Origin of the sequence: Uniformispora flossi (genome assembly GCF_049534875.1) — a bacterium.
Lineage (GTDB): Bacteria > Actinomycetota > Actinomycetes > Streptomycetales > Streptomycetaceae > Yinghuangia > Yinghuangia aomiensis.
In genome coordinates this window covers 1-25,523 of sequence record NZ_JBMULZ010000025.1, presented here as the reverse complement: position 1 = coordinate 25,523, position 25,523 = coordinate 1, and the positions used below count along the sequence as shown (strand labels likewise).

Here is a 25,523-nt window from a genome sequence, read left to right as displayed (position 1 = left end):
CCGTAATGGTTGTAGAACAATAATCATTATGATCGTACAACTAATAAGCGGGGTCGCCAAGGGGCATGGCGCGTTCGACGGGCCCGCTCCGGCCCTGTCGGATCAGTTCGCGGCCCTGTCGGGTCAGTTCGCGGCGATGCGGGACTTCTTGACCTTGTTGCCGCAGGTGTTCATGGAGCACCAGCGGCGGTTGCTTCCGCGGCTGGTGTCAAGGAACAGCCCCGCGCAGCCCGGGCCTTCGCAGTTCTTGATGCGGCCGCGGTCGGGACCCCCGAGGATGCGGACGGCATCCGTGGCCAAGACCCCGAGTGCGTCGCCGACCGGGGTCGTCTCGGTCAGGAGCCATCCTGCGCGTTCGCGTTCCAGTACGGCCTTCGCGTGCCCGGCCACGGCGATCGTGTTCAGGGTGCGGACATCCCTGTTCGCCGGCGGTCGGCCTCTGGCTATCGCCGACCCGATCCGGTAGATCGCCTCGCGCAGTTCGACGGCGTCCTGCAGGTCGGTCGGCGAAACGTCCCGGACGTGGAGTCCCGTGGCCTCCAGCCACATCTGCAGCCGTGCGGTATCGGTGAGCCGCTCCCTCGGGGCCGGGCCGGCGCGATCGCTGACGGTGGCGGTGAACCGGAACGCCAAAACCTCGTTGTCCATCCGGAACACGCGGCGAACGTCCTCGGTCATGCCAACCTCCGGAATGAGCAGCAACGCGCGGTGAACCGCTTCAGACGGTTCCGTGCGATCGTAACTCCATGGCATGCTTGAACCGCCTGAGACGGTTCAGAGCGGAAGGAGTGCTCGGCGTGAGCAGCATTGCGGTCATCGGCCTGGGGGCCATGGGGAAGCCCATCGCACGCAACCTTGTGAAGGCCGGCCACGACGTCGTGGTGTGGAACCGCTCCGACGGGCCCGCGGCCGAACTGGCCGACGCGGGTGCCCGACGTGCCGCCTCGGTGGCCGAGGCCATGCAGGCGCCGGTGGTTTTCTCGGTCCTGTCCGACGACCGGGCCGTCGCCGAGACGTTCCTCGACTCCGGCGTCCTCGCTCGGACGCCGGGCGGGACCGTCCACGTCAACCTCGCCACGGTGAGCACCGGCCTGGCCCGCCGGGCCGACGCGGCACACGCCCAGCACGGCGTCGGCTATGTCGCGGCACCGGTCTTCGGCCGCGTCCCGGTCGCCGAAGCCGGGGCGCTCAACGTCCTTGCGGCCGGTGAACACGAGCTGCTCGACCGCGTGCAGCCGTTCCTCGACGTGATCGGCTCGCGGACCTGGCGACTGAGTGACCGCCCGGAGCAGGCCAACATCGTGAAGATCACCGGGAACTACCTGATCGCCTGCGCGATCCAGTCACTGGCCGAGGCCGTCAGCCTCGCGGAAGGCGCCGGTGTCGACTCCGGGCAGTTGGTCGAGGTGCTGACCTCGACGCTCTTCCCGGGCGGCGTCTACACCGGCTACGGATCGATGATCGCCGAACGCCGTTACCAGCCCGCCGGATTCACCACCGTCCTGGGCCGCAAGGACCTCCACCTCGCGCTCGATGCGGCGACCGACCACGGCATCCCTCTGCCGATCGGTGAACTGCTGCGCGTTGTCTTCGACGAAGCCATCGCCGACGGCCGCGGGGCGGAGGACTGGGCGGTCATCGCGGAACGGCAGCCGCGGTGAAACCGACGACGCACGGCGCGGGCAACGCCGCGACGCCCCGGGCACGTCCGGCCTCCTACGGCCGACGCGCCGCCGCAACTCCGAGCAACGCCATCAGATCCTTCACCGGCTGCTCCATGTCGATCGACCGGTCGTTCAGCCACTGGAGCTGGATGCCGTCCGCGACCGCGAGCATCAGCACGGCCAGCCGCTCGGGCGGGACCGGCACGCCATCGAGGGCGCCGGCCGCCGCCAGCTCCTCGAAGACGCCGGTAAGTCGTGCGCGGAACTGCGGATAACGCTCGGCGAAGAACGCGTGTGCCGGGTGCTCGGGATCGCCGCCGGCCGCCGCCATCGACACGAACAGCTCGACAAGCCCCGGCGTCCGCGCGCCCTCGCGGATGCTCTCGGTGTGCGGGTCCGGGCCGGTGTAGGCCTCCATGTGCGCGCGCCCGGCCTCGTCGCGGGCGCGCAGCACCTGGGTGAGCATGTCCTCTTTCGAGGCGAAGTAGTGCATGAGCCCGGGCAGGCTCAGGTTGCACCGGGCCGCGACCTTGCGCAGCGAGGTGCCGCGGTAGCCCTCCTCCGCGAAGACCTCCAGGGCGACCCGGAGGATCTCGCGCCGCTTGGCCTCGCCCTTCTCGTAGGGGCCGCGTTTCGCCATGGGGGTCACCTTAGCGGCGGGTTGGTGACGGGTTGATCCAGCCGGCGGGGCTGGGACCGATCGTGTCCGGCGCCGGAAAGCCCGTGCCGGGCCGGCCCCGCGGATGCAGGGCGACCCGGCACGGACAGCCCGCCGAAGCGGACTCCGGTCAAACGAAGTACAGCCTCCCCTGCCCCGGGTTGCCGAGGTAGTTCTGCCAGCCTTGGCTGATGGCCACTCCGCCGCCGAATCCGGCGCCGTTGCCGTAGTTCAGCCGCTTCTCGACGGCGCCGCCGGTGCCCAGCACGAGCAGGTCGGCGCGGTTGTCGCCGTCGACGTCGGCGAAGTACAGCTTGCCCTGCCCGGCATCACCCAGGAAGTTCTGCCAGCCTTCGCTCACTGTGGTGCCGCCGCCGAATCCGGCGCCGTCGCCGTAGTTCGGACGGACCTCGATACCGCCCGCGGTGCCGAGGGCGAGCAGGTCGGCGCGGTTGTCGCCGTCGACGTCGGCGAAGTACAGCTTGCCCTGCCCGGTGTTGCCGAGGTAGTTCTGCCAGCCTTGGCTGATGAGCACCCCGCCGCCGAATCCGGCGCCGTTGCCGTAATTCAGTCGGCGCTCGATGCTCCCGTCCTGGCCCATCACGAGCAGGTCGGCCCGGCTGTCGCCGTTGATGTCCGCGAAGTAGAGCCTTCCCTGGCCGGCTTCGCCGAGGAAGTTCTGCCACCCCTGACTGATGACCACTCCACCGCCGAATCCGGCGCCGTCCCCGTAGTTCAGCCGGCGCTGAATCGTCCCGTCGGTGCCGAGCACCAGGAGGTCCTTGCGGTTGTCGCCGTCGACGTCGGCGAAGTACAGCTTGCCCTGCCCGGTGTTGCCGAGGTAGTTCTGCCAGCCTTGGCTGATGGCCACTCCGCCGCCGAATCCGGCGCCGTCCCCGTAGTTCAACCGCTTCTCGATGCCGCCGCCGGTGCCCAGTACAAGCAGGTCGGCGTGGTTGTCGCCGTTCATGTCCGGACGGGTGGCGGGGAGGGGCGCGTAGGGCGACGACGTCACCGTGCCCGTCACCGCATCCCACAGGATGAAGCCGTTCTCGAAGTTCGAGCGCGCCCCGCCCGGTACGGCGAACTCGTCGGACGTGGGCCAGCCCAGCGCCGAGTTCTCCCAGCCCTGGCCCGCCCAGGAGCCGCGGATTGCGTTCTTCACCAGATGGGAGCCCGTGGCCGCGCTCCAATACAGCGACGAGGTGTCGGATGCCGCGCCCAGCGGGCGGAAGTGCACGTAGGTTCCGGACTTCGGGGCGGTGACGGACTCGTCGGCCGACGGATAGCCGAGCACCCGTGGACCGCCCAACGCCACGAAGCGGTCGTAGGATGCCCCGTGCAGTTCGTGTGATCCCGTGGCGCCGGAGTAGAGGACCGCCCCGGGTGTCTTGCCAAGGCCCCCAGCGAACGTGCTGATGAAGCCTTCACCGCCGGAGCCGGGGACGACCTGCTCGTCCGCGTTCGGGTATCCGAGATGCCCGGATTCCCCTCCGGTGCTCAGCCACTTCGCTCTGGTGCCTCCGTGCGTATACCAGGCCCCCGTCGTCGGGGACCAGTGGATGGAGCCGTTCGCGGCCGTGCCGGTGGTGCCCTGCCCTTGGAAGTGGGCGAACCGGCCTGCCCCGTCCGCGGCCGCGACCACGTCCGTCGTCGGATAGCGCAGCCGGCCGGCCGGGCCGCCGAGAGACAGGTACTTCGTCAGCAGCGGCCCGCAGAGAGTGTGCGTCCCGGCATCGGACGAGCTGAACGTCTGGCAGTCGCTCCACGAGCGGCTGTTGACGACCAGGGTCCTCGCCGACCCGAATGCGGAACCGCCGGACAGGGCGCGTCCCGGGAACTCCACGACGCGGCCGTCCGGGTCGGTGCCCCACAGGTCCGGGTACCGGGTGCCCGGCGCCTTGTTCTCCAGGTCACCCGCACTGGTCAGCTGCGGATAGGCCGCCGCGGTGAACCCGGAGCCGATCTGCACGCGCGCGGCCGGGTCGGCGTAGGCGCTCGGATCGAAGTTGCCGTTCGCGTCGGTGCGGCTGCGGTATTCGTAGACCAGGCCGCTGCCGTTCTCGCGGACCCACAGCTCGGGCAGTCCGTCGCCGGTGGTATCGCCCGGCGTCATGACCGTCTTGTCGCCCCAGGCGGCGTCACCGATCGACACCGGGTCCAGCATGCTGTCCAGGTAGGCCTCTTTGCTGCCGTAGTACAGCCAGAGCTTTCCGTCGGACAGCAGAAGGAGGTCGGCCCAGTCGTTGTCGTCGACGACGCCGTCCGGACCCAAGCCCCCCGGGCCGGCGTCGTCGTTCACGCTGCCCAGCGAGACGACCTGGCCGCCCTGAGCCCAGTGCTTGTTGGCGCCCGCATACACGCGGAACTCGGCTTCGCCGAGGTCCCGATGCCGCAACGTCCCGTCACCCGCGTTGTCGCGGCGGAAGATCGCCGGAAGGCCGTCGGCGCCCGGGCGCAGCACGATCAGATCCTCGTAGCCGTCCTCGCCCCAGTCCCCGCGGTGGGTGATGCTCGCCTTCAGGTAGCCGGAGTTGTCCGCGTCCTTCGACAGCCCGAACCCGCCGGTTCCGTCGCCGGGGTGCATCCGCAGCTGTCCGCCATCCCGGTCGACCGTCCACAGGTCCGTGGTTTCGTCCCCGTTGATGTCGCCGGGTTTGTCGCGGGACGCCGAACGTGCCGCGTAGAAGAGATAGTTGCGGACATCGGACCGGTTGCCCGCAGCATCGAAACTCGTCACGTAGAGGAAATGCGGACCGGTGACCAGCGGAGTGAAGGTGAAGGACGCGGGCCCTCCGGCGCCCTGCGCGGGCACGCTGCGCGGTGCTGTGTCGAAGTCCGTGTACCACTCGTACCGGACGACGTCCGTGACACCGCTCGCACCGAGGGTGAACGTGCCCGGCGTACGGGCGGGAGCCCCCCACGTTCCGCCGTCTCCGTCGGGGAACTCGGTCGACGAGACGGTCGGCGGTCGGCTCGGGCGGGTCTTGTCGATGGTGAAGCGGCATTGGCCGGCCCACGCGCCGTAGTCCCGGTTGTCGTACGCACGCACGTCCCACACGTAGGTGCCGTTGTCGAGGGATGTGGTCGGGATGCGCACCGAAGCCACGTTGCCGCGGACCACGGCCGTCCACTGCTCGGCGACCGCGCCGCCTTCCTTCCAGTACGCGAACTGCGCGGACACGCTGTTGTCTTCGTCGTCCCACAGCCGGCTGCGCAGGGTCACGTAGTCGGTGAGTCCGAAGCTGCCGCCCGCGCACGGCACCGACGGGTCGGTGGACCGGTCGTACGGGGTCGCCGGGGGAGTGTTGTACGTGACCGAGACCCGGGCGCTCGCGGCGTCAAGCCTGCGCCAGGACACGTCCACCGTGTCGGCCTGCGACTTGAGCCCGAACGCCCACGTGTCCGAACCCTTGGCGGTCTCGGCGCGTACTGCGGTCGTCACGTTGAACTCGACCAGGTCGTCGCCGGTCGGGCAGTTGCGGCCGCCGAAGGACTTCCCGCTGGCGTCGATCTTCGTGTTCCACGGCGGTTGGTGGGCCCAGGTGGTCGTCGACTCGATGCGGCCGGTGCTCCACACCTCGATCTCGCCCGACTGGCACGAGTGGGAGCCGGCGTAGTTCTGCTTGATCCGCAGCGTCGCGTCGATGACCTGCTTGCCGAGCAGCGCGCGCGTGCTCACGTGGAAGAACGTCTTTGCGCAGACCTTGGCGTTGCCGTAGCCCGGGTCGAGGGCACATCCGACACGGGCTTCCTTGCTGAGTGAACCGCCGTTGATGTAGGGCGTGTTCTCCGATCCCGCGACACCGTCGTTCTTGTAGGCGATCGCCCACAGATCCTTCCAGTCGGTGCGCACGGTCGGGTCGATGACGACCGGGTACACCGTGTCGACCGCGTGGAGCAGCGCAGGATCTGCGGTGAGTGTCATGGTGCCGGGCCGGATCTCGACCTTGACGTCGGCCTGCTTCGCGGTGTCCGCGGCGCCGTCGGCCGGATCAGCGTCCGTGGGGGCGGCCGCGGCGCGGGCCTGCGTTCCGGCGGCCGAGCCTTTGCTGTCCCACATCTTCGCGGGTGGTGAGGAGAACACCGTCTCGCCGGCGGGGTCGACCGCGGTCATCGAGCCGTCGGGTGTGGATCCGACCTTCACGCCCGTGGCCGCGAGCCCGAACTCGAGCCGCGCCAGTGCGGGGTTCCGGCCTGCCTCCGGTGTTTTGACGACGAGGACGTGCGAGAAGGAGTCGACCTCGGAGATGATCTTCAGGTCGACGCCCGGCAGCACCTCCGGGTAGGTGGCAGTGTCACCGTCGAGGGCCGGTTTCGGGAGCTTGCCGGGCCACGTGAGCGCCAGCTCGCGGCCGTCCTTGCGGACGACCGCCAGCGGTGCCTTGCTACCCCCGCCGGAGAACGCGAAGTCCGCACGCGCGGCCTTGGGGCGGACGGTCCCGTCCTTGCCGGCCACCAGGGTGTCGTCGCCGGGGACGAACGCGCCGTTCTGACGCACGTGAACAGGCCGCACATAGCGGTCCATCGTGAATGTGCCGTCGGGATTGGCGTACGTCTTGCTGTTCTCGGTCCGCTGCGTGGCGATCTCCACAGGGCTGCCGGACGCCGCGGCCCGGTCGAGTGATCGCCGGGTGTCGGACAGTTGGGCGTCGGGCGAGGAGAGAGTCCCATCGGCCCGGGCCATCGGACCCGCGGCATCGGCCGGGGTCTCGGTCGCGGTCAAGACGCCGGCCGCGAGTGCCGCGGCCAAGCCGAAGGCCACGGCTCTGCGGGAGCTGGGCGGCCCCGAACATCGGGACCGGATTCGGACGGTCACGTGTGTTTCCTTCCTGAGGGTGGCCCGGCCGGTGACGGCTGCCCGTCACCGGCCGGACCGTTGAGCCGTTACCAGGTGCCGAGCGCGGCTTCCCAGCTCTTCGCCCCGACCGCGAGCGTGCCGTCGGGCTGCGCGCGGAACGTGTAGGCCGTCCAGCCGCCTTCGGGTCGGGCGTACACCGTGTAGAGGTCGGTGCGGCCGTCGCCGTCCACGTCGCCCGTCAGTGCCCGGGCTCGGTCGGCGGTCCAGCCGGACTGGCCGGTGGCCGGGCTTGCCGACGGCGAGGCCAGCTTGCCTGTGGCGTCCGCGACCCACGTGGTCACGGTGACCGGTGCGTTGGGCGGCGTGTAGAGCATGACCAGATCGGCGCGGCCGTCCCCGTTGGTGTCACCGCCCTTGATCTGGACGCTCGCCCGGTCCCACCCGGCGCCTGCTGCCGTCCAGTTCGAAGCGGGCGCGGCAAACGTCCGGTTGGGTCCGGCGGTCAGCGTGAACACGGTGGGGGTGCCGTCGGAGTAGACGTAGGCGGCGGCGATGTCGGTCTTGCCGTCGCCGTTGAAGTCACCTGTGGTGTACCGGGCGCTCTCGTAGTACCACCAGCCGGGATTGGCCTCTTCCCAGCCCGTGACCGGGGCGGTGAACCCGCCGTCCGTTCGCGACGGGAAGGTCAGGAACTTCACGCGGCCGTCGGCGAAGCCGTAGGCCGCGATGAGGTCCGACCTGCCGTCGCCGTCCTGGTCGCCGGCCATGAGGGTGGTCCGCCCGTAGTCCCAGCCGGACGTCTGCTCCCAGCTCAGGGGCCCGTCGACGAATCCGCCGTCGGCGCGGGCGAGCTTCGTGTGCAGCTTGACCGACCCGTTCCCGTAGTCGTACATCGCCGCGATGTCGTCGCGTCCGTCGCCGTTGAAGTCGCCGGTGACGTACTTCGCGGAACCGACGCACCAGTACCCGACCTGGTTGGTCCACGATACAAACGGCGAGGCGAACGTCCCATCGGCGTTGCCGAGTTGCGTCCACATCCCGGCCGCGCAGTTCCCGTGGTCCATCACGGTCGCGATGTCGGCGCGCCCGTCGCCGTTGAAATCACCGTCCAGGGTGACCCGGAGGCCTCCGCTCTCCTGGTTCTTCTGGTAGGCGGTCGACGTCTGGTTCGCGGAGTTCCAGCGCAGGTATCCGCCTTCGAAGTCGGCCCGCCAGCCGTTGGCGACCTGGTATTCGTTCGACGTCGGGAAGCCCAGCCAGCCGTTTTCCGACCCCAGCTCCGCCCACTTGGAGCGGTTGCCGCCCAGGACCTGCCACGTCCCCGAGTTCGGGCTGTAGTAGATCGAGGACGTCTCCGACGTGGCACCGGGCATCCGAAAGTGGTTGTACCGGCCGTACTTGACCGGTGTCGCGGTCTCGTCCGTGGAGGCGTACCCGACCTGGCGGGTCCCGCCGAGCGCGATGAAGCGCTGGTAGATGAGACCGTGGATCTCGTGCGTGCCGGCGTCGGGCGCGTAGGTGATGGCCCCTGGCCCTTCCCCGCCGGCCCCGGCGAAGGTGCTGATCCGGCCTTCGTACGACGCGGAGCCGGGCGTCTCGTCCGAGGTCGGATAGCCCAGGAAGCCCTGCTCCCATCCGAGGCTCGCCCACTTGCCCCGGATGGCGCCGACCACGCTCCAGGCGCCCGTGCCGGGCGACCAGTAGATCGACGCGTAAGGGTCGGCCGCGGTGCGGGTCCCCTGGAAGTGCGCGTAGCGGCCGGTGGCGTCACCTGCAGCGGTGACGTCGGTCGTCGGGTAGCGCAGCGCTCCTGTCGGGCCGCCGAGGGCCAGGTACTTCGTGAGGATCGGCCCGCACAGACTGTGGGTCCCGGTGTCGGCCGAGGTGAAGGTCTGGCAGTCGTTCCATGTGCGGCTGTTCACGACCAGGTCGCGCACCGGGCCGAACGCGGAGTCGCCGACTCGTGCCTTGCCGGGGAACTCGACGACGCGGCCCTCGGGTGTGACTCCCCACAGGTCGGGATGGCCGGCCGTGCCGACGGCGTTCTCCAGATCGCCGTTGGAGGTGAGGCGGGGGTATGCGGCAGCGGTGATACCGGAGGCGATCTTCGTGCGGGTCGCCGCCGATGCGTAGGAACCCGGGTCGAAGTTGCCGTTGGCGTCCTTGGCGCTCGGGTATTCGTGGACGTCGCCGGTCGCGTCGTCCCGGACCCAGAGGTCGGGAAGGCCGTCGCCGGTCGTGTCGCCGGGCGTCATGATGGTCTTGCCGGCCCAGGAGGCGTCGCCGATCTGCACCGCGTCCTGGAGTTCGTCCAAGAACGTGCCCTTACTGCCGTAGTACAGCCACAACCGGCCATCGGACAGCACCAGGAGATCCGCCCAGTCGCTGTCGTCGACGACGCCGTCCGGGCCCGCGCCACCGGGTCCGGCATCGTCGTTGACACTGCCGAGGGAGAGGACCTGGCCGCCGTTCTGCCAGTGCTTGTTCGCGGACGAGTAAAGGCGGAACTGCGCCTGCCCGGTGTCCCGGTTCTCCAGGATGCCCGAGCCGGCGTTCGCCCTGCGGAAGATCCCCGGCTGGCCGTCGGGTCCGCGCTCGAGGAGGATGAGGTCCTCGTAGCCGTCCTCGCCCCAGTCCCCGCGGTTGGTGATGCTCGCGGTGATGTGGGTGGCCTTGTCCGCTTCCACGGACGCGCCGAAGGTGCCGGTCCCGTCGCCCGGGTGCATGCGGAGCTGTCCGCCGTCCTTGTCGATCACCCACAGGTCGGTGAAGCCGTCGCCGTTGACGTCGCCGGGCTTGTCGCGGTTCGCGGAACGGGTCGCGTAGAACAGGTAAGTCCGGGTGTCGGAGCGGTTGCCCGCGGCGTCGATGCTGGTGACGTACATCGTGTGCGGTCCCGCGCGCAGCGGTGTCGCCGTCACGGACGCCGGGCCGCCGGGTGCCTGGGCAGCCGCTTGGCGGGGCGTGAGGTCGAATTCGGTGTACCACTCGTAACGCACCACGTCCGACACGCCGTTGGCGCCGAACGTGAAGGTGCCCGGGGTGCGCGCGGGAGCGCCCCAGAGCCCGCCGTCGCCGTTCGGGAACTCCGTCGACGCCACCGTCGGCTGTTCGCCGGGGCGCTGCTTGTCGATGGTGAACCGGCACTGCCCGGCCCACGGCGAGTAGTCCCGGCCGTCGTAGGCGCGCACGTCCCAGACGTAAGTGCCGTTGGTGAGGCCGGACACCGGGATCCGCACCGAGGCGACGTTGCCGCGTACGACCTGGGTCGTCTGGGCGATCGGCTGCGGGATGCCGTCCTTCCAATAGTGGAACTCGGCCGAGACGTTGTTGTCTTCCTCGTCGTCGACGCGGGCTCGAAGTGTGACGTAGTCGGTGAGTCCGAAGCCCGCCCCGGTGCACGGTACGGACGGGTCGGTCGACCGGTCGTAGGGGGTGGCCGGGGGTGTGTTGTAGCTGGTGGAGATGACCGCGGTCTCGGGGGCGAATCTGCGCCACGACACGTCGACGGTGTCCGACTTCGACTTGAGACCGAAGGCCCAGAAGTCCCATTGGTTGGTCGCAGCCGACCGTGTCGCCGCCGTCACGTTGAACTCGACGATGCCGTCGCCGCCGGGGCACGCGCGGCCCCCGAAGGACTGTCCGCTGGAGTCGATCCGGGTATACCAGGCGGGCTGGTTGCCCCACGTGGTGTTTTCCTGGATCCGGCCGGTGTCCCACACCTCGATCTCACCGGACTGGCAGCTGTGCGAGCCTGCATACGTCTGGCGGATCCGCAGCGTCGACTCGATGACCTGCTTGCCCCAGACAGCCCGGGTCGGGATGTGGAAGAACGTCTTGGCGCAGACGACCGCGTACCCGGCGTCTTGGTCCTTGGCACAGCCGACACGGGCTTCCTTGGACAGCGTCCCGCCGTTGATGTAGGTCGTGGTTGGCGTGGACGGGTAGGCGTTGTGCTTGTAGGCGATCGCCCAGAGGTTCTTGTAGTCGTCGCGCCAGACCGGATCGATGACGACCGGGAATACCGTGTCGGGCGCGGTCAGAAGCGTCTGGTCCACGCCCAGGTCCAAGCGGTCGCCGGAGAGCCGGACGGCGAGTTCGGCCTGCTTGCCGCTGTCGGATGCCCCAGCCGCGACGCCGGCGACCGGAGCGGCAGTCGGGGCTGGTTGTCCCGAACCGCCGGCCTGGCGGGACACACCTTCCGGCTGCGAAGTGCCTGTGCTGTCCCACATCTTGGGAGGCGGCGCGGTGAACACCGCCTGCCCCGCCGGGTTGACGGCGGTGAGGGAACCGTCCTCCGCCGCCTTGATCTCCAGCCCCTTGGCCTTCAGCCCGAACTCCAGCCGCGCCAACTTCGGATTACGGGCGGCCTCAGGGGTCTTGACCACGAGGACGTGCGAGAAGCTGTCGACATCGGCGACGATCTTCAGATCGACACCAGGCAGGACCTCGGCGTACGTGGCGGTGTCCCCGGCCAGCGCCGGCTTGGGGAGCTTGCCCGGCCAGGTGAGGGCGATCGCGCGGCCGTCCTTGGTGACGGTCGCAAGCGGTGCTTTCTCGCCGCCGCCCGAGAAGGTGTAGTCCGCGCGGGCCGCTTTCGGCCGGACGGTGCCGTCCTTTCCGGCCACGAGCGTGTCATCGGCGTCAACGAACCTGCCGTTCTGCCGGACGTGTACCGGGCGCAGGTAGGTGTCGCGCCGGAATGTACCGTCCGGGTTGGCGAACGTCTTGCCGTCCTCGGTGCGTTCGGCCGCGATCTCGACTGCGGAGCCGGTCGCCTTGGCCTTGTCGACCGCGTCGGTGACGCCCGCCTCCCGGACCGCCTGCGTGGCGAGGGTGCCGTCGGCTGAGATGGCCGGAATCGGCGCCTTAGCCGATGGTGCGGCAACGGCTACGGAGCCGGCCGCGAGGGCCATGGTCAGGCCGAAAATCGTCGCCCCGGAGAGCGCGGAACCTCGTCCGCGGATTCGTTCACGAGGATTGTTCACGCGTCATTCCTCTACTCCTCTGTGGTGTTAACGAGTCGGATGCGATAGCAGGCGCTTTACCTAGTGAAAGGCCTGTGATGGCCGGGACTCGTGCGCTGATGGAGACTCTTACCAGGTCACATGAGCGCATGCGAACATCCCCCCGGTTGGGGCGAATCGGGCATTTACCTTCTCTTGCCCTTGTCATTACGTACAGCAATCGCGCCAGAAGGAATTGTGAATATCCCGACCGCGGGGTTTCCGGGTCTTCTCAAGTTTCGTTCGATCCTGCTACGTTTCGGCGGCCGCATGTGATCTTGGGGGTTGTCGTGGGTGTCTTTCGGCTGCGTGTTTTCGGGGCAGGGGTGTCCGCCGGGCAGTTCCGTTCCCCAATAAGACCGTTGCCCCGCCGAGTCTCGTTCGGCCTCGCCGGCGTGCTCGTGCTGTCCGGGCTCGTTGCGGTGGAGGCAGGGCCGGCGAAAGCCGCCGTCCCGCCGCTTCCGGCGCTCCAGCAGACCGAATCGGTGCCTGGGACAGCCGTGGTGAGCAAGCCGGCCCCGGCGCCCAGCGAATCGCAGGTCAAGCCGTGGACCCCTAGTGCCGCCGGCGCTGCGGCCTGGCCGGCCGCGGGAACCGCCGAAGTCGACCTCGCCGGGGCGGAGTCCGGGAAGTCTGCGGCGCGTTCGTCCGCCGACGGACCGACCGGCGATGCCGTGAAGGCCGGCGGTCTACCGGTCAGGATCGCGTCGGCCGCACCGTCCGGAACCGCGGACACGGCCGAGTCCGTCAAGACCGGAAAGTCCGCTGCGGCCGCCGGGACTTCCGCAACGGGGTCGGCCGGCCGGGTCCGCGTTCAGGTCGCCGACCGCGCCGCCGCCCAGCGTGCGGGCGTCGACGGGGTCCTGCTCGGCGTCGGCCGCACCGACGCCGCCGCGCTGAACGCGCCGGTCACCGTGGAACTGGACTACTCCGGCTTCAGGAACGCCTATGGCGGCGGCTGGTCGTCACGGCTGACGTTCGTCGCGCTGCCCGGCTGCGCCCTGACCACGCCGGAAGCGCCGGAATGCCGAACGCGGACGCCTTTGGTCACCAAGAACAACGCTCGGACCGGCACCCTCACGGCCCAGGTGGACGCCGCGCCCGCGGCATCGGCAGCCGACCCGCAAGCCCGCAGCCTGGCGGGGGCGGGATCCGCCACCCCCACAGGCGGCACCGTCCTCGCCGCCGTCGCCGGCCCCTCCGGCCCGCAAGGCGACTACAAGGCCACCTCGCTCGCGCCGTCCGGCACATGGCAAGGCGGCGGCGCCGCAGGCGACTTCTCCTGGTCCTACCCCCTCGAACTGCCCACGTCGCTGGGCGGCCCCGGCCCCAACCTCGGGCTGAGCTACTCGTCGTCCGCTGTGGACGGCCGCACCTCGGCGTCCCAGGCCCAGGCGTCCTGGATCGGCGACGGCTGGGACCTCGGCTCGTCGTTCATCGAGCGGACCTTCCCGTCGTGCGCGGACGACAAGAGCGGCAGCCCGCGCAACAACCCGCAGACCGACACCGGCGACGTGTGCCAGGGAGCGCCCATCGTCGCGATGTCCCTCAACGGCGGTTCGACGCAACTCGTCCTGGACGACGCGACCAAGAAGTGGGTGCCGGAGGCCGACGACGGCTCCAAGGTCGAACTGCTGCGCGGCGCGCCGAACGGCGACAACGAGGGCGAGTACTGGGTCGTCACGACCATGGACGGCACGAAGTACTACTTCGGCCAAAACCACCTCCCGGGCTGGGCGGCCGGGAAGGCCGAGACCAAGTCCGCGTGGACGATGCCGGTCGTCGGCAACAACCCGGGAGAGGACTGCTACCAGACGCAGTTCAAGGACTCGTTCTGCACGCAGGCATACCGGTGGAACCTCGACCTCGTCGTCGACCCGCGCGGCAACGCCATGGCGCACTACTACGAGACCGAGACCAACTCCTACGGCAGCAACGTCCAGACCGACGGCACCTCCACGAACCGCTCGTACGTGCGCGGCGGCTGGCTCCTGCGCACCGAGTACGGCCTGCGCGCCGACAACCTGTACGCCCCCGCGCCCGCACAGGTCGACTTCACCGTCGCCGAACGCTGCGTCCCGCTGGCCGGTGTCGACTGCGCGCCCGGAGCGCTGACCAAGGACACCGCGAAGAACTGGCCCGACGTCCCGTTCGACCAGAACTGCAACGTCGGCGAGGACTGCAAGAACCGCTGGGCGCCGACCTTCTGGTCCCGCAAGCGGCTCGCCGACATCACCACGCGCGTCCGCGTCAACGGACAGCTCCGCGACGTCGACACCTGGACGCTGACCCACGACTTCCCCATGTCAGGTGACGGCAGCGACCGCGCGCTGTGGCTGGCGCAGATCCAGCGCACCGCGAAGAACGGCACCACGCCCGGAATCGCCACTCCGCCGGTTCTTTTCGGCGGCAAGCAGCTCCCGAACCGCGTCGACAACAACGGCGACGGCTCCCCGCCCTACTTCCGCTACCGCATCGACTACATCCACACCGAGACCGGCCAGTCCATCGGCGTGGTCTACGCCCCGACCGAGTGCTCCACCGTCGCGCCGGTCAAGCTCCCCTCGAACCCCGAGACCAACGGGATGCGCTGCTACCCGGTCATCCAGGAGCAGAAGAACCCGTCCGACCCGAACGCGCCGCCGACGTACAAGAAGGACTGGTTCCACAAACACCTCGCGATCCAGGTCCGCGAGGAGGACCGCAACGGCAACTCGCCGAACAAGGTCACGAACTACGAGTACGTCGGCACCCCCGCATGGGCCTACGACGACGACAACGAGCTGACCAAGCAGGCCCTCCGCACCTGGAACCAGTGGCGCGGATACGAACGCGTCCGCACCCGCACCGGTGAAGCCCCGGACGTGCCGTCGCTGGTCGAGAACCTGTACTTCCGCGGCATGGACGGCGACAAACTCCCCTCCGGCAAGCGGTCCGTGGAAATCACCGACGGCGACGGCGGCACAATCCACGACACCGAGGACTTCGCCGGACAGGTCCGCGAAACGCTGTACTACAACGGTGACGGCGGCGCACTGCTCTCCGCCACCATCTACACCCCCTGGGTCTCGGACGCCAACGCCACCCGCGTCCGCACCGGCCTCGACCCGCAGACCGCGCGCGTCAAGCAGACCGTCGAGGTCGCATCGCGCACCGCGCTGTCCGACAACCGCGGCTGGCGGCGGACCAAGACGAAGAACACCTTCGACAACCGCGGGCTCCAGCTCACGAACGAGGACTACGGCGACACCGCCAAGGACGACGACAACAGCTGCACGCGCATCACGTACGCGCCGATCGACGCCCTGCACATCCTCAACCTCGTCGGGCGCACCGAAACCGTCGCCAAGCTCTGCGGCGAAACGCCGGCCCGGCCCGGCGACGTCCTCGGCGACCAGCTCGCCCACTACGACGCCGTCGGCAACTCGACCGGCGGCGAGATCCTCGACCACTACGAGGGCACGACGCCGAAGTACGTCGGCAACGGCTCCGTGACGGTGGACAACTACGGCCGGCCCAAGTCGGTCACCGACCGGTACGGCGTCACCACCACCAACACCTACATCCCGGCGGCCGGCGAGATCGTCGCCAAGATCGAGTCGGTCAACAACCTCGGCCACAAGACCGTCCTCGAAGTCGATCCCGGCCGCGGCACGCCGCTCGCCCAGACCGACCTCAACGGCCGCAAGACCGTGATGCAGTACGACCAACTGGGACGCACCACCAAGGTGTGGACACCGGACCGCGACCCGGCGACGAAGTCGCCCGACGCGGAGTTCTCCTACGACGTACGCGTGGACGCGCCCGTCGTGGTCACCACCAAGCGGCTCCTCGAAAGCGGGGAGTACCGCACCACATACGAGCTGTACGACGGCATGCTGCGCCTGCGCCAGACCCAGCAGCAGGCGCTCGGCGGCGGCCGCGTCATCGCCGACACCTTCTACAACAGCCGCGGCGAGGTATGGAAGGAGAACGCGGCCCACTACAACAGCGACGCGCCCGCGCCGGTGCTGTGGGCGTCGCAGGACAACAAGGTCCCGTCCTCGACCCGCACGTACTTCGACGGCCTCGGCCGCGCGACGGACGTCGCCGCGCGCAAGCTCGGCGAAGAGACGTGGCGGACCACCACGACCTACGGCGGCGACTGGGTCGCGGTCGACCCACCGGCCGGAACCGCCCCGACCAAGGCGTTCCTCGACGCGCAAGGCCGCAAGACCAAGCTTCAGCAGTACCCGGGCGACGCGCCGACGGGCACGACGTTCGACGAGACCACGTACACGTACGACAAGCGCGGTGCCCTCAACAAGCTCACCGACCCGAGCGGCACTTCCTGGGAGTACGAATACGACCTGCGCGGCCGTCTGGTCACCACCAAGGACCCCGACAAGGGGACCACGACCATGACGTACGACGACGGCGACCGGCTGCTCACGACGACTGACCAGCGCGGCAAGACGCTCGCGTTCGCGTACGACGTGCTGGGCCGCCCGACCGAGACTCACGAGGGGTCGCTGACCGGGCCCAAACTGACCCAGCAGACGTACGACACGGTCGCGGGTGCCGTCGGCCTCCCGGCGTCGTCGAGCCGGTTCGTGAACGGGAACGAGTACAAGCAGGAAGTCACCGAGTACGACACCGAGTACCGGCCCACGGCGACGCAGATCGTCATCCCGCAGTCGGAAGGCAAGCTCGCCGGAACGTACGCCTACACAAGCGGCTACGGCGCGAACACCGGACTGCCGCTCTGGACCAAGTCACCCGCCGCGGGCGGCCTGACCAGCGACCGCGTCACCACCGAGTACAACGGCCTGGACCTGCCCCAGCGCACCACCCTCAACGCCGCGACGTTCGTCGACTCGGTGACGTACTCGCCGCTCGGCAGCGTGCAGCGCACCGCCGTCGGGCCGTTCGGCAAGCAACTCTGGTCGACTTACGAGTACGACGAGCAGACCGGCGCCAACACGCGCGTCATCAACGACCGCGAGGTCGCACCGCAGCGCATCAACGACGTCCGCTACACGCGCGACGTGTCCGGCAACATCCTCAAGGTCACGGATGCCGAAGGCCCCAACCCGACATCCGCGACCACCGACACGCAGTGCTTCTCGTACGACTACCTGCGGCGCCTCACCGACGCGTGGACGGCCACCGACGACTGCGCCGCCAAGCCCGGCGCGGTGGGGCCGGGCGGCACGCCGCAGGTCGGCGGGCCGAGCGCGTACTGGACGTCATACACCTACCGGGCCGACGGCAGCCGGCTGACCGAAGTCCAGCACGACACCACAGGGGACGCGAGCAAGAACGTCACCCGCGACTACACCTACCTGACCGGCACGAAGTCCCACCAGCTGGAGAAGGTCACCACGTCCGGCGCCGCCGGCTCGCGGGAAGAGAAGTTCCTCTACAACGAGGTCGGCGCCACGACCAAGAAGACCGTCCAAGGCGACGACCAGATCCTCGACTGGGACTCCGAGGGCCACCTCGCCAAGTCCACCAGCGCGGGGCGCCCCACCGACTTCGTGTACGACGCAAGCGGCCAACGCCTCATCCGGCGCGACCCGGACAACGTCACGCTGTACCTGCCCGGCACCGAACTCAAGCTGAACGTCGCCTCGCAGAAGGTCACCGGCACGCGCAGCATCGGCGGCGCCGGCGGCGCGGCGATGGTGCGGACGAACGAGTCCGGCTCCCTGGTCGTGTCGTACCTCCTCGGAGACCAGAACGGCACGGCGAACACGTCGGTCGACGCGGCCACGCAGCAGATCACCCGCCGCAAGTTCACCCCGTTCGGCGACACACGCGGCACCGCGCCGTCGGTCTGGCCGGGCGAGAAGGGCTTCGTCGGCGGCACGGTCGACAAGACGACCGGTTTCGTCCACCTGGGCGCACGCGAGTACGACCCGACCATCGGACGATTCATCTCGGTCGACCCGATCATGGATCCGACGGATCCGCAGCAGATGCAGGCGTATTCGTACGCGAACAACTCACCGGTGACGTTCTCGGACCCGACGGGGCTTTGGTCGCGTTGCTACACAAACTTCTGCAGAGGCGGCCCCGGAGACACGGCACCGAGCAACGCCACGCCCTCCGTGGATGTTGGGCCTCCGCCGGCCGCACCCCCGGCCCGCACCACGAGCGACGCCGACGTCGCCCGCGCCCGATTCCTCGCCATGCAGAGCAAGTTGGACTACGCGGCCCAGGTGGCCAAGGAAGTCCTCAAGGACATGAGCGGCTACAACGACATCATGTCCTGCATCGGGGGCAGTGTCGGCTCCTGCGCAATGCTCGCGGCCGAGGCGGCGTTCTGGTTCGCCGGCAAGGCGAAGAAGATCTTCAAGGCCTTGAAGAAGGTCAAGAAGGCCCTCGACAAGTGGAGCGAGGAAGTCAGCTGGGCCCGCGGCATCCTCAAACGCGCGGACGACGAGGCGGCCGCCTCGGCCCGCTACGCCGAAGACCTCGCCGCCTACAACAAGCGCCGCGACGACGCAGTCGCAGCAGCAAAACAGGCAGACTCGGACGCCGCGGCAGCCGCAGCCAAACAGGCAGACGCCGACGCGGCAGCCGCAGCAGCAAAACAAAGCGACGAAGCCGCCGCGGGCGCGAAACAGGCGGACAAGGCCGGCGACGCGGGAGGCTCATGCGCCCGTAACAGCTTCGTTCCCGGCACGCTGGTCTTGATGGCCGACGGCACCACAAAGCCGATCGAGGAAATCCAGCTCGGCGACGAGGTCTTGGCCACCGACCCGGAAGCCGGCACCACCGAGGCCGAACCCGTCGCCGCCCTCATCATCGGCAACGGCCAGAAGAACCTGGTCGAGATCACCGTTGACACCGACGGCGCGGCTGGCGACCAGACCGACCACATCACGGCAACCGACGGCCACCCGTTCTGGGTTCCGGAACTCGCCAAGTGGGCACGCGCCGACGAACTCGTCGCCGGCAACTGGCTCCGCACCTCATCCGGCACCTACGTCCAGATCACCGCAGTCGCCAAGTGGACCCAACAGGCCAAGGTCCACAACCTGACCGTCGCGAGCCTCCACACGTACTATGTGCTCGCGGGCGCTACGCCGGTACTGGTTCACAACATCAGTTCGGAGCAGTGTCAGCGTGCTGTGCAGGAAATGGACCACGTGGCATCGGGAGTTCTTGACATCCAGGTGGATGTCGTCCCGTTCGCGAGCGGTGGTCGCGGTTCGGGCGGATTCGTTGACGATATGGGCGATCGAGTTCCCGGCATGACGAGTTCGAATTTTCACCACGTTGAGATGCAGGCCGCCGCCTATATGCGCAGAAATGATATTCGACGCGGAGTGCTTTACATAAACCACCCTGAAGGCATTTGTCAATTCTGCAATGGATTGGCGTATACGCGCCCTGGCGGAATCCCAGTCCGCCCTATCGAGGATGCACTACCCAGTGGTGCCCAAATGTGGATCTATGATCAGAATCGAAAATTCCTCGGCTTGTTCACGGGGAATTCTCGCTAGTGGTGAGTTGAGCGTTTCGGCAAGGCTCGACAGGAATCCTGTCGAGCCTTGCAGTGAAATGTGCATGCGCGACGTTTATCAAACATGTCGCTAGGCTGAGTCAGTGGCGTATACTCTGGGATCGTGGATGAGCTCCTTTCGATTAACTCGGATAGCATCGGACGTTTCCTGCGGCGCTGGTACGGCACTACGCAGAGTGTGGGCGATACTCACATCGACGCGCACCCCTTTATGCCTGCCGAACTGATTGAGTGGCACTTGGCGGCAGCGCTTGCCAACGGCCCCGTGACGTTCCATGACCGACCCGTCGCGCCTCAGGATCTTGTGCCGGACTCTCGAGGCATGCTCGAATTCTGGATTGAGAATCAGAATGGCCATTTTTGGGCCGTAGACCTCGATGATGACAGACTCGAGGTCTTCTCCAGGGAGGCGCGAGATGGCGACTGGGCGGGAACGGGCGAGGTTCTCGGTGATTTCCTTCTGCATTGCACCGTGCGGGAAGCTGTCATCGGAGGTGCATCTAAGTTCACTACCTTTGTTGATGCTTCAGAAATCAACGATGCTCTGGATTTGTTCGAGCCGCTGAATTTCGCGGCGTTGGGCAGTGAAGAGCCTCAGGTCAAGCTGTGGTGTAGTGAAGACGCCCTGGTCCGCATGGCGCCTCCGCCAACGGGATATGCGGGTCCCGGTCAGCAGTTTTGGATGCTGACGTTTGCGGCTCCGGCTGATCCACATATCGAGCGATATAGGTCGCGTTTCGGTCTTGAGGGTTTGGCTGTTGCCGAGCCTTCCCATGCAGAGCTTCCGTACGAGTCGCCGCCGTTCTAATTGACCTCGATGTTTCGTGACGGGCCGTCATCTTGCTGACAGCCCGTGCGTTTTGTGGTGCTATACGGCTTTCGGGGTGTGGGCGTGGTGGTAGCGCGGTTGTCGCATCGGGCCGGCGCGGTTCCGGGGTGGTGGCGTGTGTTCGTCGGCCGGGTGAATGGGCTGGTCAGCCGGGGTTCGGGAGCGTGGCCAGGCGGTTGACGGCCTCGGTGAAGACGTGGGTCCAGGACCAGTGTGGGCGAGCCGCAAGATCTTTCGGCGTGCTGTGGTGACGAGGTGCGCGGCGGCGGAGAAGAGTCGCAGGCGGAGCTTCTTGGGTTCCCCGGCGAGGCTTCCAAGAATTTCCACGAAAGGGGAGGTGCGCGCACATCGGTCAATTGGTGGGAACGTCTGGTCCGGCGTGTGGCCACCAGAGTCGCCGACGATTCCGGCGGCTCGGTATGTTGCGGCGATTTCTGCACAGCCCGTACACGCCGACTGTGACGCATTGATCCGACGGCCCCAGAGCCACGTACTCCGGACGAGGCTGCTGTGCTGGCCGGGCGGAATTCGCCTATTCCGTGGGGAGTTTGCGAAACGCAGCTGGTGGATTGTCGCATCGGCGCAGCCGACCCACTCTGCTCGGGCGGCGGTCTTGGTGATCGGCACTTGGGCGGGGACGTGAAATCCCTCGAAACTGTGGTCGAACCAGCAGGGCACGAAGATGCCTTGGTGAAAGAGTTGTGGGGCGGTGATCAGGGTGCCCCTGGGCGAAGCACCGTTCTCAGGAACCTCCTGCGGGCTTATGCGGCGGCGTCCCCGGGCAGCGATTCCGCTGCCCGGGGACGCCGTCATGTCATGTCAGGTCATGCTCGTCCGGATCCCCAGGTCACCACACTCCCCACGGCACCGACCAGCTGCTCGAGCCGTTGTCGAATCCGCCGGAGGCCTGGCCCTTGAAGGTGAAGGCCGTCCATCGGCTGGTGCGGTAGTCGTAGATCGTGTAGACGTCCGCGTGTCCGTCGCCGTCGACGTCGCCCATCAGGGGCTTGGAGTGTTCGCATTCCAGTTCCCGGCGGGGATGTCGGTGCTCATGACGGGGCCGTTGAACCCGCCGTCGGTTTTGCCGGTCAAGGTGTACAGGGCCATGCGGTCGTTGGGGTGGGCGTACATCATCGCGATGTCGTCCCGTCCGTCCCCGTCTACGTCGCCGGCGTTGAGCTGGACCGCGGGGCGGTACCAGCCGGCTCCTGTGGCGGCCCAGCTCTGGAACGGCTGCCCGAGGGTGCCGTCCGGGTTGGCGAGGGCGGTCTGCGCAGCGACGTTGCCGTTGTCGTACATGTAGACGGCTCCGACGTCGGTGCGTCCGTCGCCGTTGAAATCGCCCGCGGTGTAGCGGGCGTTCTCGTACCACCAGTTGCCGGCGGTCACGGTCTCGTAGCCCTTGAGGGGGGCGTTGAAGCCGCCGTCCGTGCGCGACGGGAACGTGTAGAGGGTGATGCGGCCATTGCCGTAGCCGTACACGGCGATCAGTTCCGAGCGATGGTCGCCGTTGGTGTCGCCGGCGAGGAGCGTGGTGCGGTCCCAGTCCCAGCCCGAGGGCTGTTCCCAGCTCATCGGACCGTCCTGGAACCCGCCGTCGGCGCGGGCGAGTTTGGTGTGCAGGATCACCCGGCCGTTTCCGTAGTGGTAGAGCGCGGCGATGTCGTCGCGGCCGTCGCCGTTGTAGTCGCCTACCGCGTACTTGGCGGAGCCGACGCACCACCAGGTCGTGGGGTTCGTCCACGACTCGAACGGCGGAGTGAACCCGCCGGATGCCTCGCCAAGGTGCGTCCACAGTCCGGCGGCGCAGTTTCCGTAGTCCACCATCGTGGCGATGTCGGCGCGGCCGTCACCGTTGAAGTCGCCGTTCAGCGTGACGTGGGGGGCCGGTACCTCGGCGCCGTACTGGTACCCGGAGGCCGTGAGGTTGGCCTTGTTCCAGCGCACGTACCCGCCTTGGAAGCTGCTTCGGCGCCCGTTGGCGACATCGAATTCGTTCGAGGCGGGAAGCCGAGCCAGGAGTTCTCCCAGCCCGCGTTGGCCCAGGCCGTGCGGATACCGCCTTGGACATGCCATGCCCCGGTTTGCTGGCTCCAGTAGATGGAGGCGTAGTCCGCCGACTGGCCCGGCCAGCGGAGATGGTTATAGCGCCCGGGCTTGGCGGCAGAAGTTGCCGTCTCGTCGGTCGACGGGTATCCAACTGCGCGAGGGCCGCCCATCTCCATGTACCGGACGTAGATGCCGCCGTGGATCTCGTGGGTGCCCGCCGATGCGGTGTGGGTGATCGCGCCGGGCGCGTTGCCGGGCGATCCGGCGAAGGTACTGATCCAGCCGTCCGCGGCGCCGGGGATGGATTGTTCGTCGGCGATCGGATAGCCGAGGATGCCCTGTTCCCAGCCGAGGGTCGCCCATTTGGCGCGGATAGAACCGCGCACGGACCACGCGCCGGTGCCCGGCGACCAGTAGATGGACCCGTTGGGTGACGTGCTGCTCGCGTCCTGGAAGTTCGCGTAGCGTCCGGTGCCGTCGGGGGGTGTGGTCACGTCGGTGGTCGGGTATCCGAGCGCGCTGGTGGCCGGCCCGCCGAGCGCGAGGTACTTGGACAGGATCGGGCCGCACAGTGTGTGGGTGCCGGTGGCCGGGCCCGTGAAGGCTTGGCAGTCGCTCCAAGAGCGGCTGTTGGTGACGAGGGCGCGCGGCGGGCCGAACGCGGATTCGCCGGAGAGGGTCTTGCCGGGGAACTCGTAGACGCGGCCTTGGGGATCGGTGCCCCACAGGTCCGGGTATGACGTGCCGCCGGCGAATTTCTCCAGGTCGCCGTCGCTGGTGAGCTGGGGATAGGCGGCGGCGGTGAAGCCGGTGCCGATCTTGACGCGCTTCTGGGCGTTGGCGTAGGAGGCCGGGTTGAAGTTGCCGACGTCGTCTTTCCCACTCGGGAACGCGTACACGTTCCCGGTGTCCGTCTCACGAACCCACAGCTCCGGCAGACCGTCGCCGTCGGTGTCGCCCGGCGTCATGATCGTCTTGTTGCCCCAGTCGGTGCCGCCGATCGCGACCGGTGGTTCCCTCTCGTCGAGGAACTGCGACTTCGTGCCGTAGTACAGCCACAGTTTGCCGGCGGACAACACCAGGAGGTCGGGGTTGTCGTTCCCGTCGACCGTGCCGTCGCCATTGTCGTCGTCGACGCTGCCGAGCGAGAGCACCTGTCCGCCCGCGTCCCAAGTACGGTACTCGGGTGTGTAGGTGAGGAACTGCTGCTCACCGACGTCGCGGTTCTGCAAGATGCCGCGGCCGTCGTTGTTGCGTCGGACGAGCGCGGGGTTTCCGTCCGGGCCCTGCTTGAGGGCGATCAGGTCCTCGTAGCCGTCCTCGCCCCAGTCGCCGCGGTGCGTGATCACGGCGCCCGCGAAGCTCGAGTTGTCGGCATCGGCCGAGAGCCCGAACGTGCCGTCTCCCTGGCCCGGGTGCACGCGGAGCTGGCCGCCGTCCTTGTCGACGGCCCACAGATCCGGGTTGTGGTCGCCGTTGAGGTCCCCGTAGTCGTCGCGGGCGGTCGCACGCGACGCGTAGAAGAGGTAGTTGCGAAGGTCGGAGCGGTTGCCGGCGGCGTCCACGCCGACGACGTAGAGGTGCTGCGGCCCCACGCTCAGCGGGGTGAACGACACCGTGGCCGCGGCACCGGGCGACGGCGCGGCGGCGGTCGCAACCCGGGTGTCGAAGTCGGTGTACCACTCGTACTTGACCACATCCGTCTCGCCGTTGGCGTCGAATGTGAATTGGCCGCCGGTCCGGGCCGGGTTGCCCCAGGTGCCGCCGTCGCCGTTCGGGAACTCCGCGGAGGTCACCCTCGGCGGGCTGCTCGGGCGGCTCTTGTCGACGGTGAACCGGCACTGCCCGGCCCAGGGGGAGATGTCCCGTCCGTCGTGGGCCCGGACGTCCCACACGTACGTGCCGTCTGCCAGGTCATTCCCGCTCACTTGCACCGAGGCGATATTGCCGCGGACCACCGTGGTGTTGCGCACGGTCGGCCAGGCCGCGCCGTCCTTCCAGTAGTGGAACTCGGCGGTGACCTGGTTGTCCTCGTCGTCCCACACTCGGGCGCGCAACGTGACGAAGTCGGACTGCCCGATTGTGCCGCCTTGGCAAGGCGCGTACGGGTCGGTGGAGCGCTCGCCCGGCGTGGCCGGCGGCGTGTTGTACTGCGTGGAGATACGCGCGGTCTCCGGGGCGAGTCGGCGCCACGACACGTCGACCGTATCGGTAGCCGACTTCAGGCCGAACGCCCAGAAGCCCCAGTGGCGTTCGGCCGCCAGCCGGGTCGCCGTGGTGACGTTGAACTCGACCAGATCCTCGCCGCCGCCGGTGGGGCAGTTGCGGCCGCCGAACGACTTGCCGGAGGCGTCGATCATCGAAGCCCACGACGGCTGGTTGTTCCACGTGGTGTTGCTCTTGATGCCGCTGGTGTCCCACACCTGGATCTCGCCGGACTGGCAGCTGTACGAGCCCGCGTAGTTTTGCTTGATCCGCAGGGTGGACTCGATGATCTGCTTGTCCCAGAGGGTGCGCGTGTCCACGTGGAAGAACGTTTTGGCGCAGACGACCGCGTTGTTGCGGTCCGCGTCGCGGGCGCAGCCGACCCGGGCCTCCTTGCTCAGCGTTCCGCCGTTGATGTACGGGGTGTCCGCTGAGCCGGCGATGCCGTTGTGCTTGTAGGCGATGGCCCACATGTTCTTGTACTCGGTGGTCCAAATCGGGTCGATGACGACCGGGAAGGTGGTGTCCGGGGCGGTCAGGAGCGCCTGGTCGGGCGCCAAGGCCAAGGAATCGCCTTTGAGTTCGACCTTGATGTCCGCCTGCTTGGCGGTCTCCGAAGCGCCCTTGGCCGGGTCGGCCACCGGAGCCGCGTTCGCGGCGGAGTCCCCGGCCGCCTCGGCGGATTTGGCTGCCTGCCCCGGAGTAAGACGTCATCTCATTTGGTGAGTCTGCGATAGCAAATGAGGGTGCAGGCGATGGCGGTGAAGGCGAGGAAGTGTTCGGGCTTGCGTTCGTAGC

Annotated in this window: 10 protein-coding genes and 1 pseudogene; 3 read left to right on the top strand and 8 right to left on the bottom strand. The window is 68.3% G+C overall.

Annotation, left to right across the window (positions count from 1 at the left end; genetic code table 11):
* Positions 1–123: 123 nt before the first annotated feature.
* Positions 124–678, bottom strand: a complete 555-nt coding sequence (locus tag ACPA54_RS34840; RefSeq protein WP_423535914.1) for a CGNR zinc finger domain-containing protein — start codon at positions 676–678, stop codon at positions 124–126.
* Positions 679–797: 119 nt separating this feature from the next.
* On the opposite strand from ACPA54_RS34840, the gene ACPA54_RS34835 reads away from it, so the two are divergent.
* Positions 798–1,661 carry an NAD(P)-dependent oxidoreductase gene (locus tag ACPA54_RS34835; RefSeq protein WP_423535912.1) on the top strand — a complete coding sequence of 288 codons (864 nt, stop codon included), beginning with the start codon at positions 798–800 and terminating at the stop codon, positions 1,659–1,661.
* 55 nt (positions 1,662–1,716) lie between these two features.
* On the opposite strand, the gene ACPA54_RS34830 is transcribed toward ACPA54_RS34835, so the two are convergent.
* From ACPA54_RS34830 to ACPA54_RS34820, 3 genes are all read right to left on the bottom strand, one after another.
* Positions 1,717–2,304 carry a TetR/AcrR family transcriptional regulator gene (locus ACPA54_RS34830; RefSeq protein ID WP_423535911.1) on the bottom strand — a complete coding sequence of 196 codons (588 nt, stop codon included), beginning with the start codon at positions 2,302–2,304 and terminating at the stop codon, positions 1,717–1,719.
* 148 nt (positions 2,305–2,452) lie between these two features.
* Positions 2,453–7,141, bottom strand: coding sequence for an FG-GAP-like repeat-containing protein (locus ACPA54_RS34825; protein WP_423535909.1), 4,689 nt, complete (start codon positions 7,139–7,141; stop codon positions 2,453–2,455).
* A gap of 68 nt (positions 7,142–7,209) precedes the next feature.
* Positions 7,210–12,111 (bottom strand): FG-GAP-like repeat-containing protein, encoded by a 4,902-nt coding sequence (locus ACPA54_RS34820; RefSeq protein WP_423535907.1) that lies wholly within the window; start codon positions 12,109–12,111, stop codon positions 7,210–7,212.
* 380 nt (positions 12,112–12,491) lie between these two features.
* Here ACPA54_RS34820 and ACPA54_RS34815 point away from each other — a divergent pair, with 380 nt between their 5' ends.
* Together ACPA54_RS34815 and ACPA54_RS34810 are read left to right on the top strand one after the other, a co-directional pair.
* Entirely contained in the window at positions 12,492–19,622 is a 7,131-nt protein-coding gene (locus tag ACPA54_RS34815) for a polymorphic toxin-type HINT domain-containing protein (protein ID WP_423535905.1), read from the top strand.
* A gap of 123 nt (positions 19,623–19,745) precedes the next feature.
* Positions 19,746–20,450 (top strand): hypothetical protein, encoded by a 705-nt coding sequence (locus ACPA54_RS34810; RefSeq protein WP_423535904.1) that lies wholly within the window; start codon positions 19,746–19,748, stop codon positions 20,448–20,450.
* Between the two features lie 166 nt (positions 20,451–20,616).
* Here the strand turns inward: ACPA54_RS34810 and ACPA54_RS34805 are convergent.
* From ACPA54_RS34805 to ACPA54_RS34790, 4 genes and pseudogenes are all read right to left on the bottom strand, one after another.
* Positions 20,617–20,771 (bottom strand): annotated as a pseudogene (locus ACPA54_RS34805) (transposase); the annotation flags it as partial.
* Between the two features lie 547 nt (positions 20,772–21,318).
* Positions 21,319–21,471: a hypothetical protein gene (locus ACPA54_RS34800; RefSeq protein WP_423535902.1), complete on the bottom strand. Its 153-nt coding sequence runs from the start codon at positions 21,469–21,471 to the stop codon at positions 21,319–21,321.
* Positions 21,471–22,418, bottom strand: coding sequence for an FG-GAP repeat domain-containing protein (locus ACPA54_RS34795; protein WP_423535900.1), 948 nt, complete (start codon positions 22,416–22,418; stop codon positions 21,471–21,473). The genes ACPA54_RS34800 and ACPA54_RS34795 overlap by 1 nt, the downstream gene beginning before the upstream one ends.
* Positions 22,340–25,366, bottom strand: coding sequence for an FG-GAP-like repeat-containing protein (locus ACPA54_RS34790; protein ID WP_423535898.1), 3,027 nt, complete (start codon positions 25,364–25,366; stop codon positions 22,340–22,342). The genes ACPA54_RS34795 and ACPA54_RS34790 overlap by 79 nt, the downstream gene beginning before the upstream one ends.
* Positions 25,367–25,523: the final 157 nt, after the last annotated feature.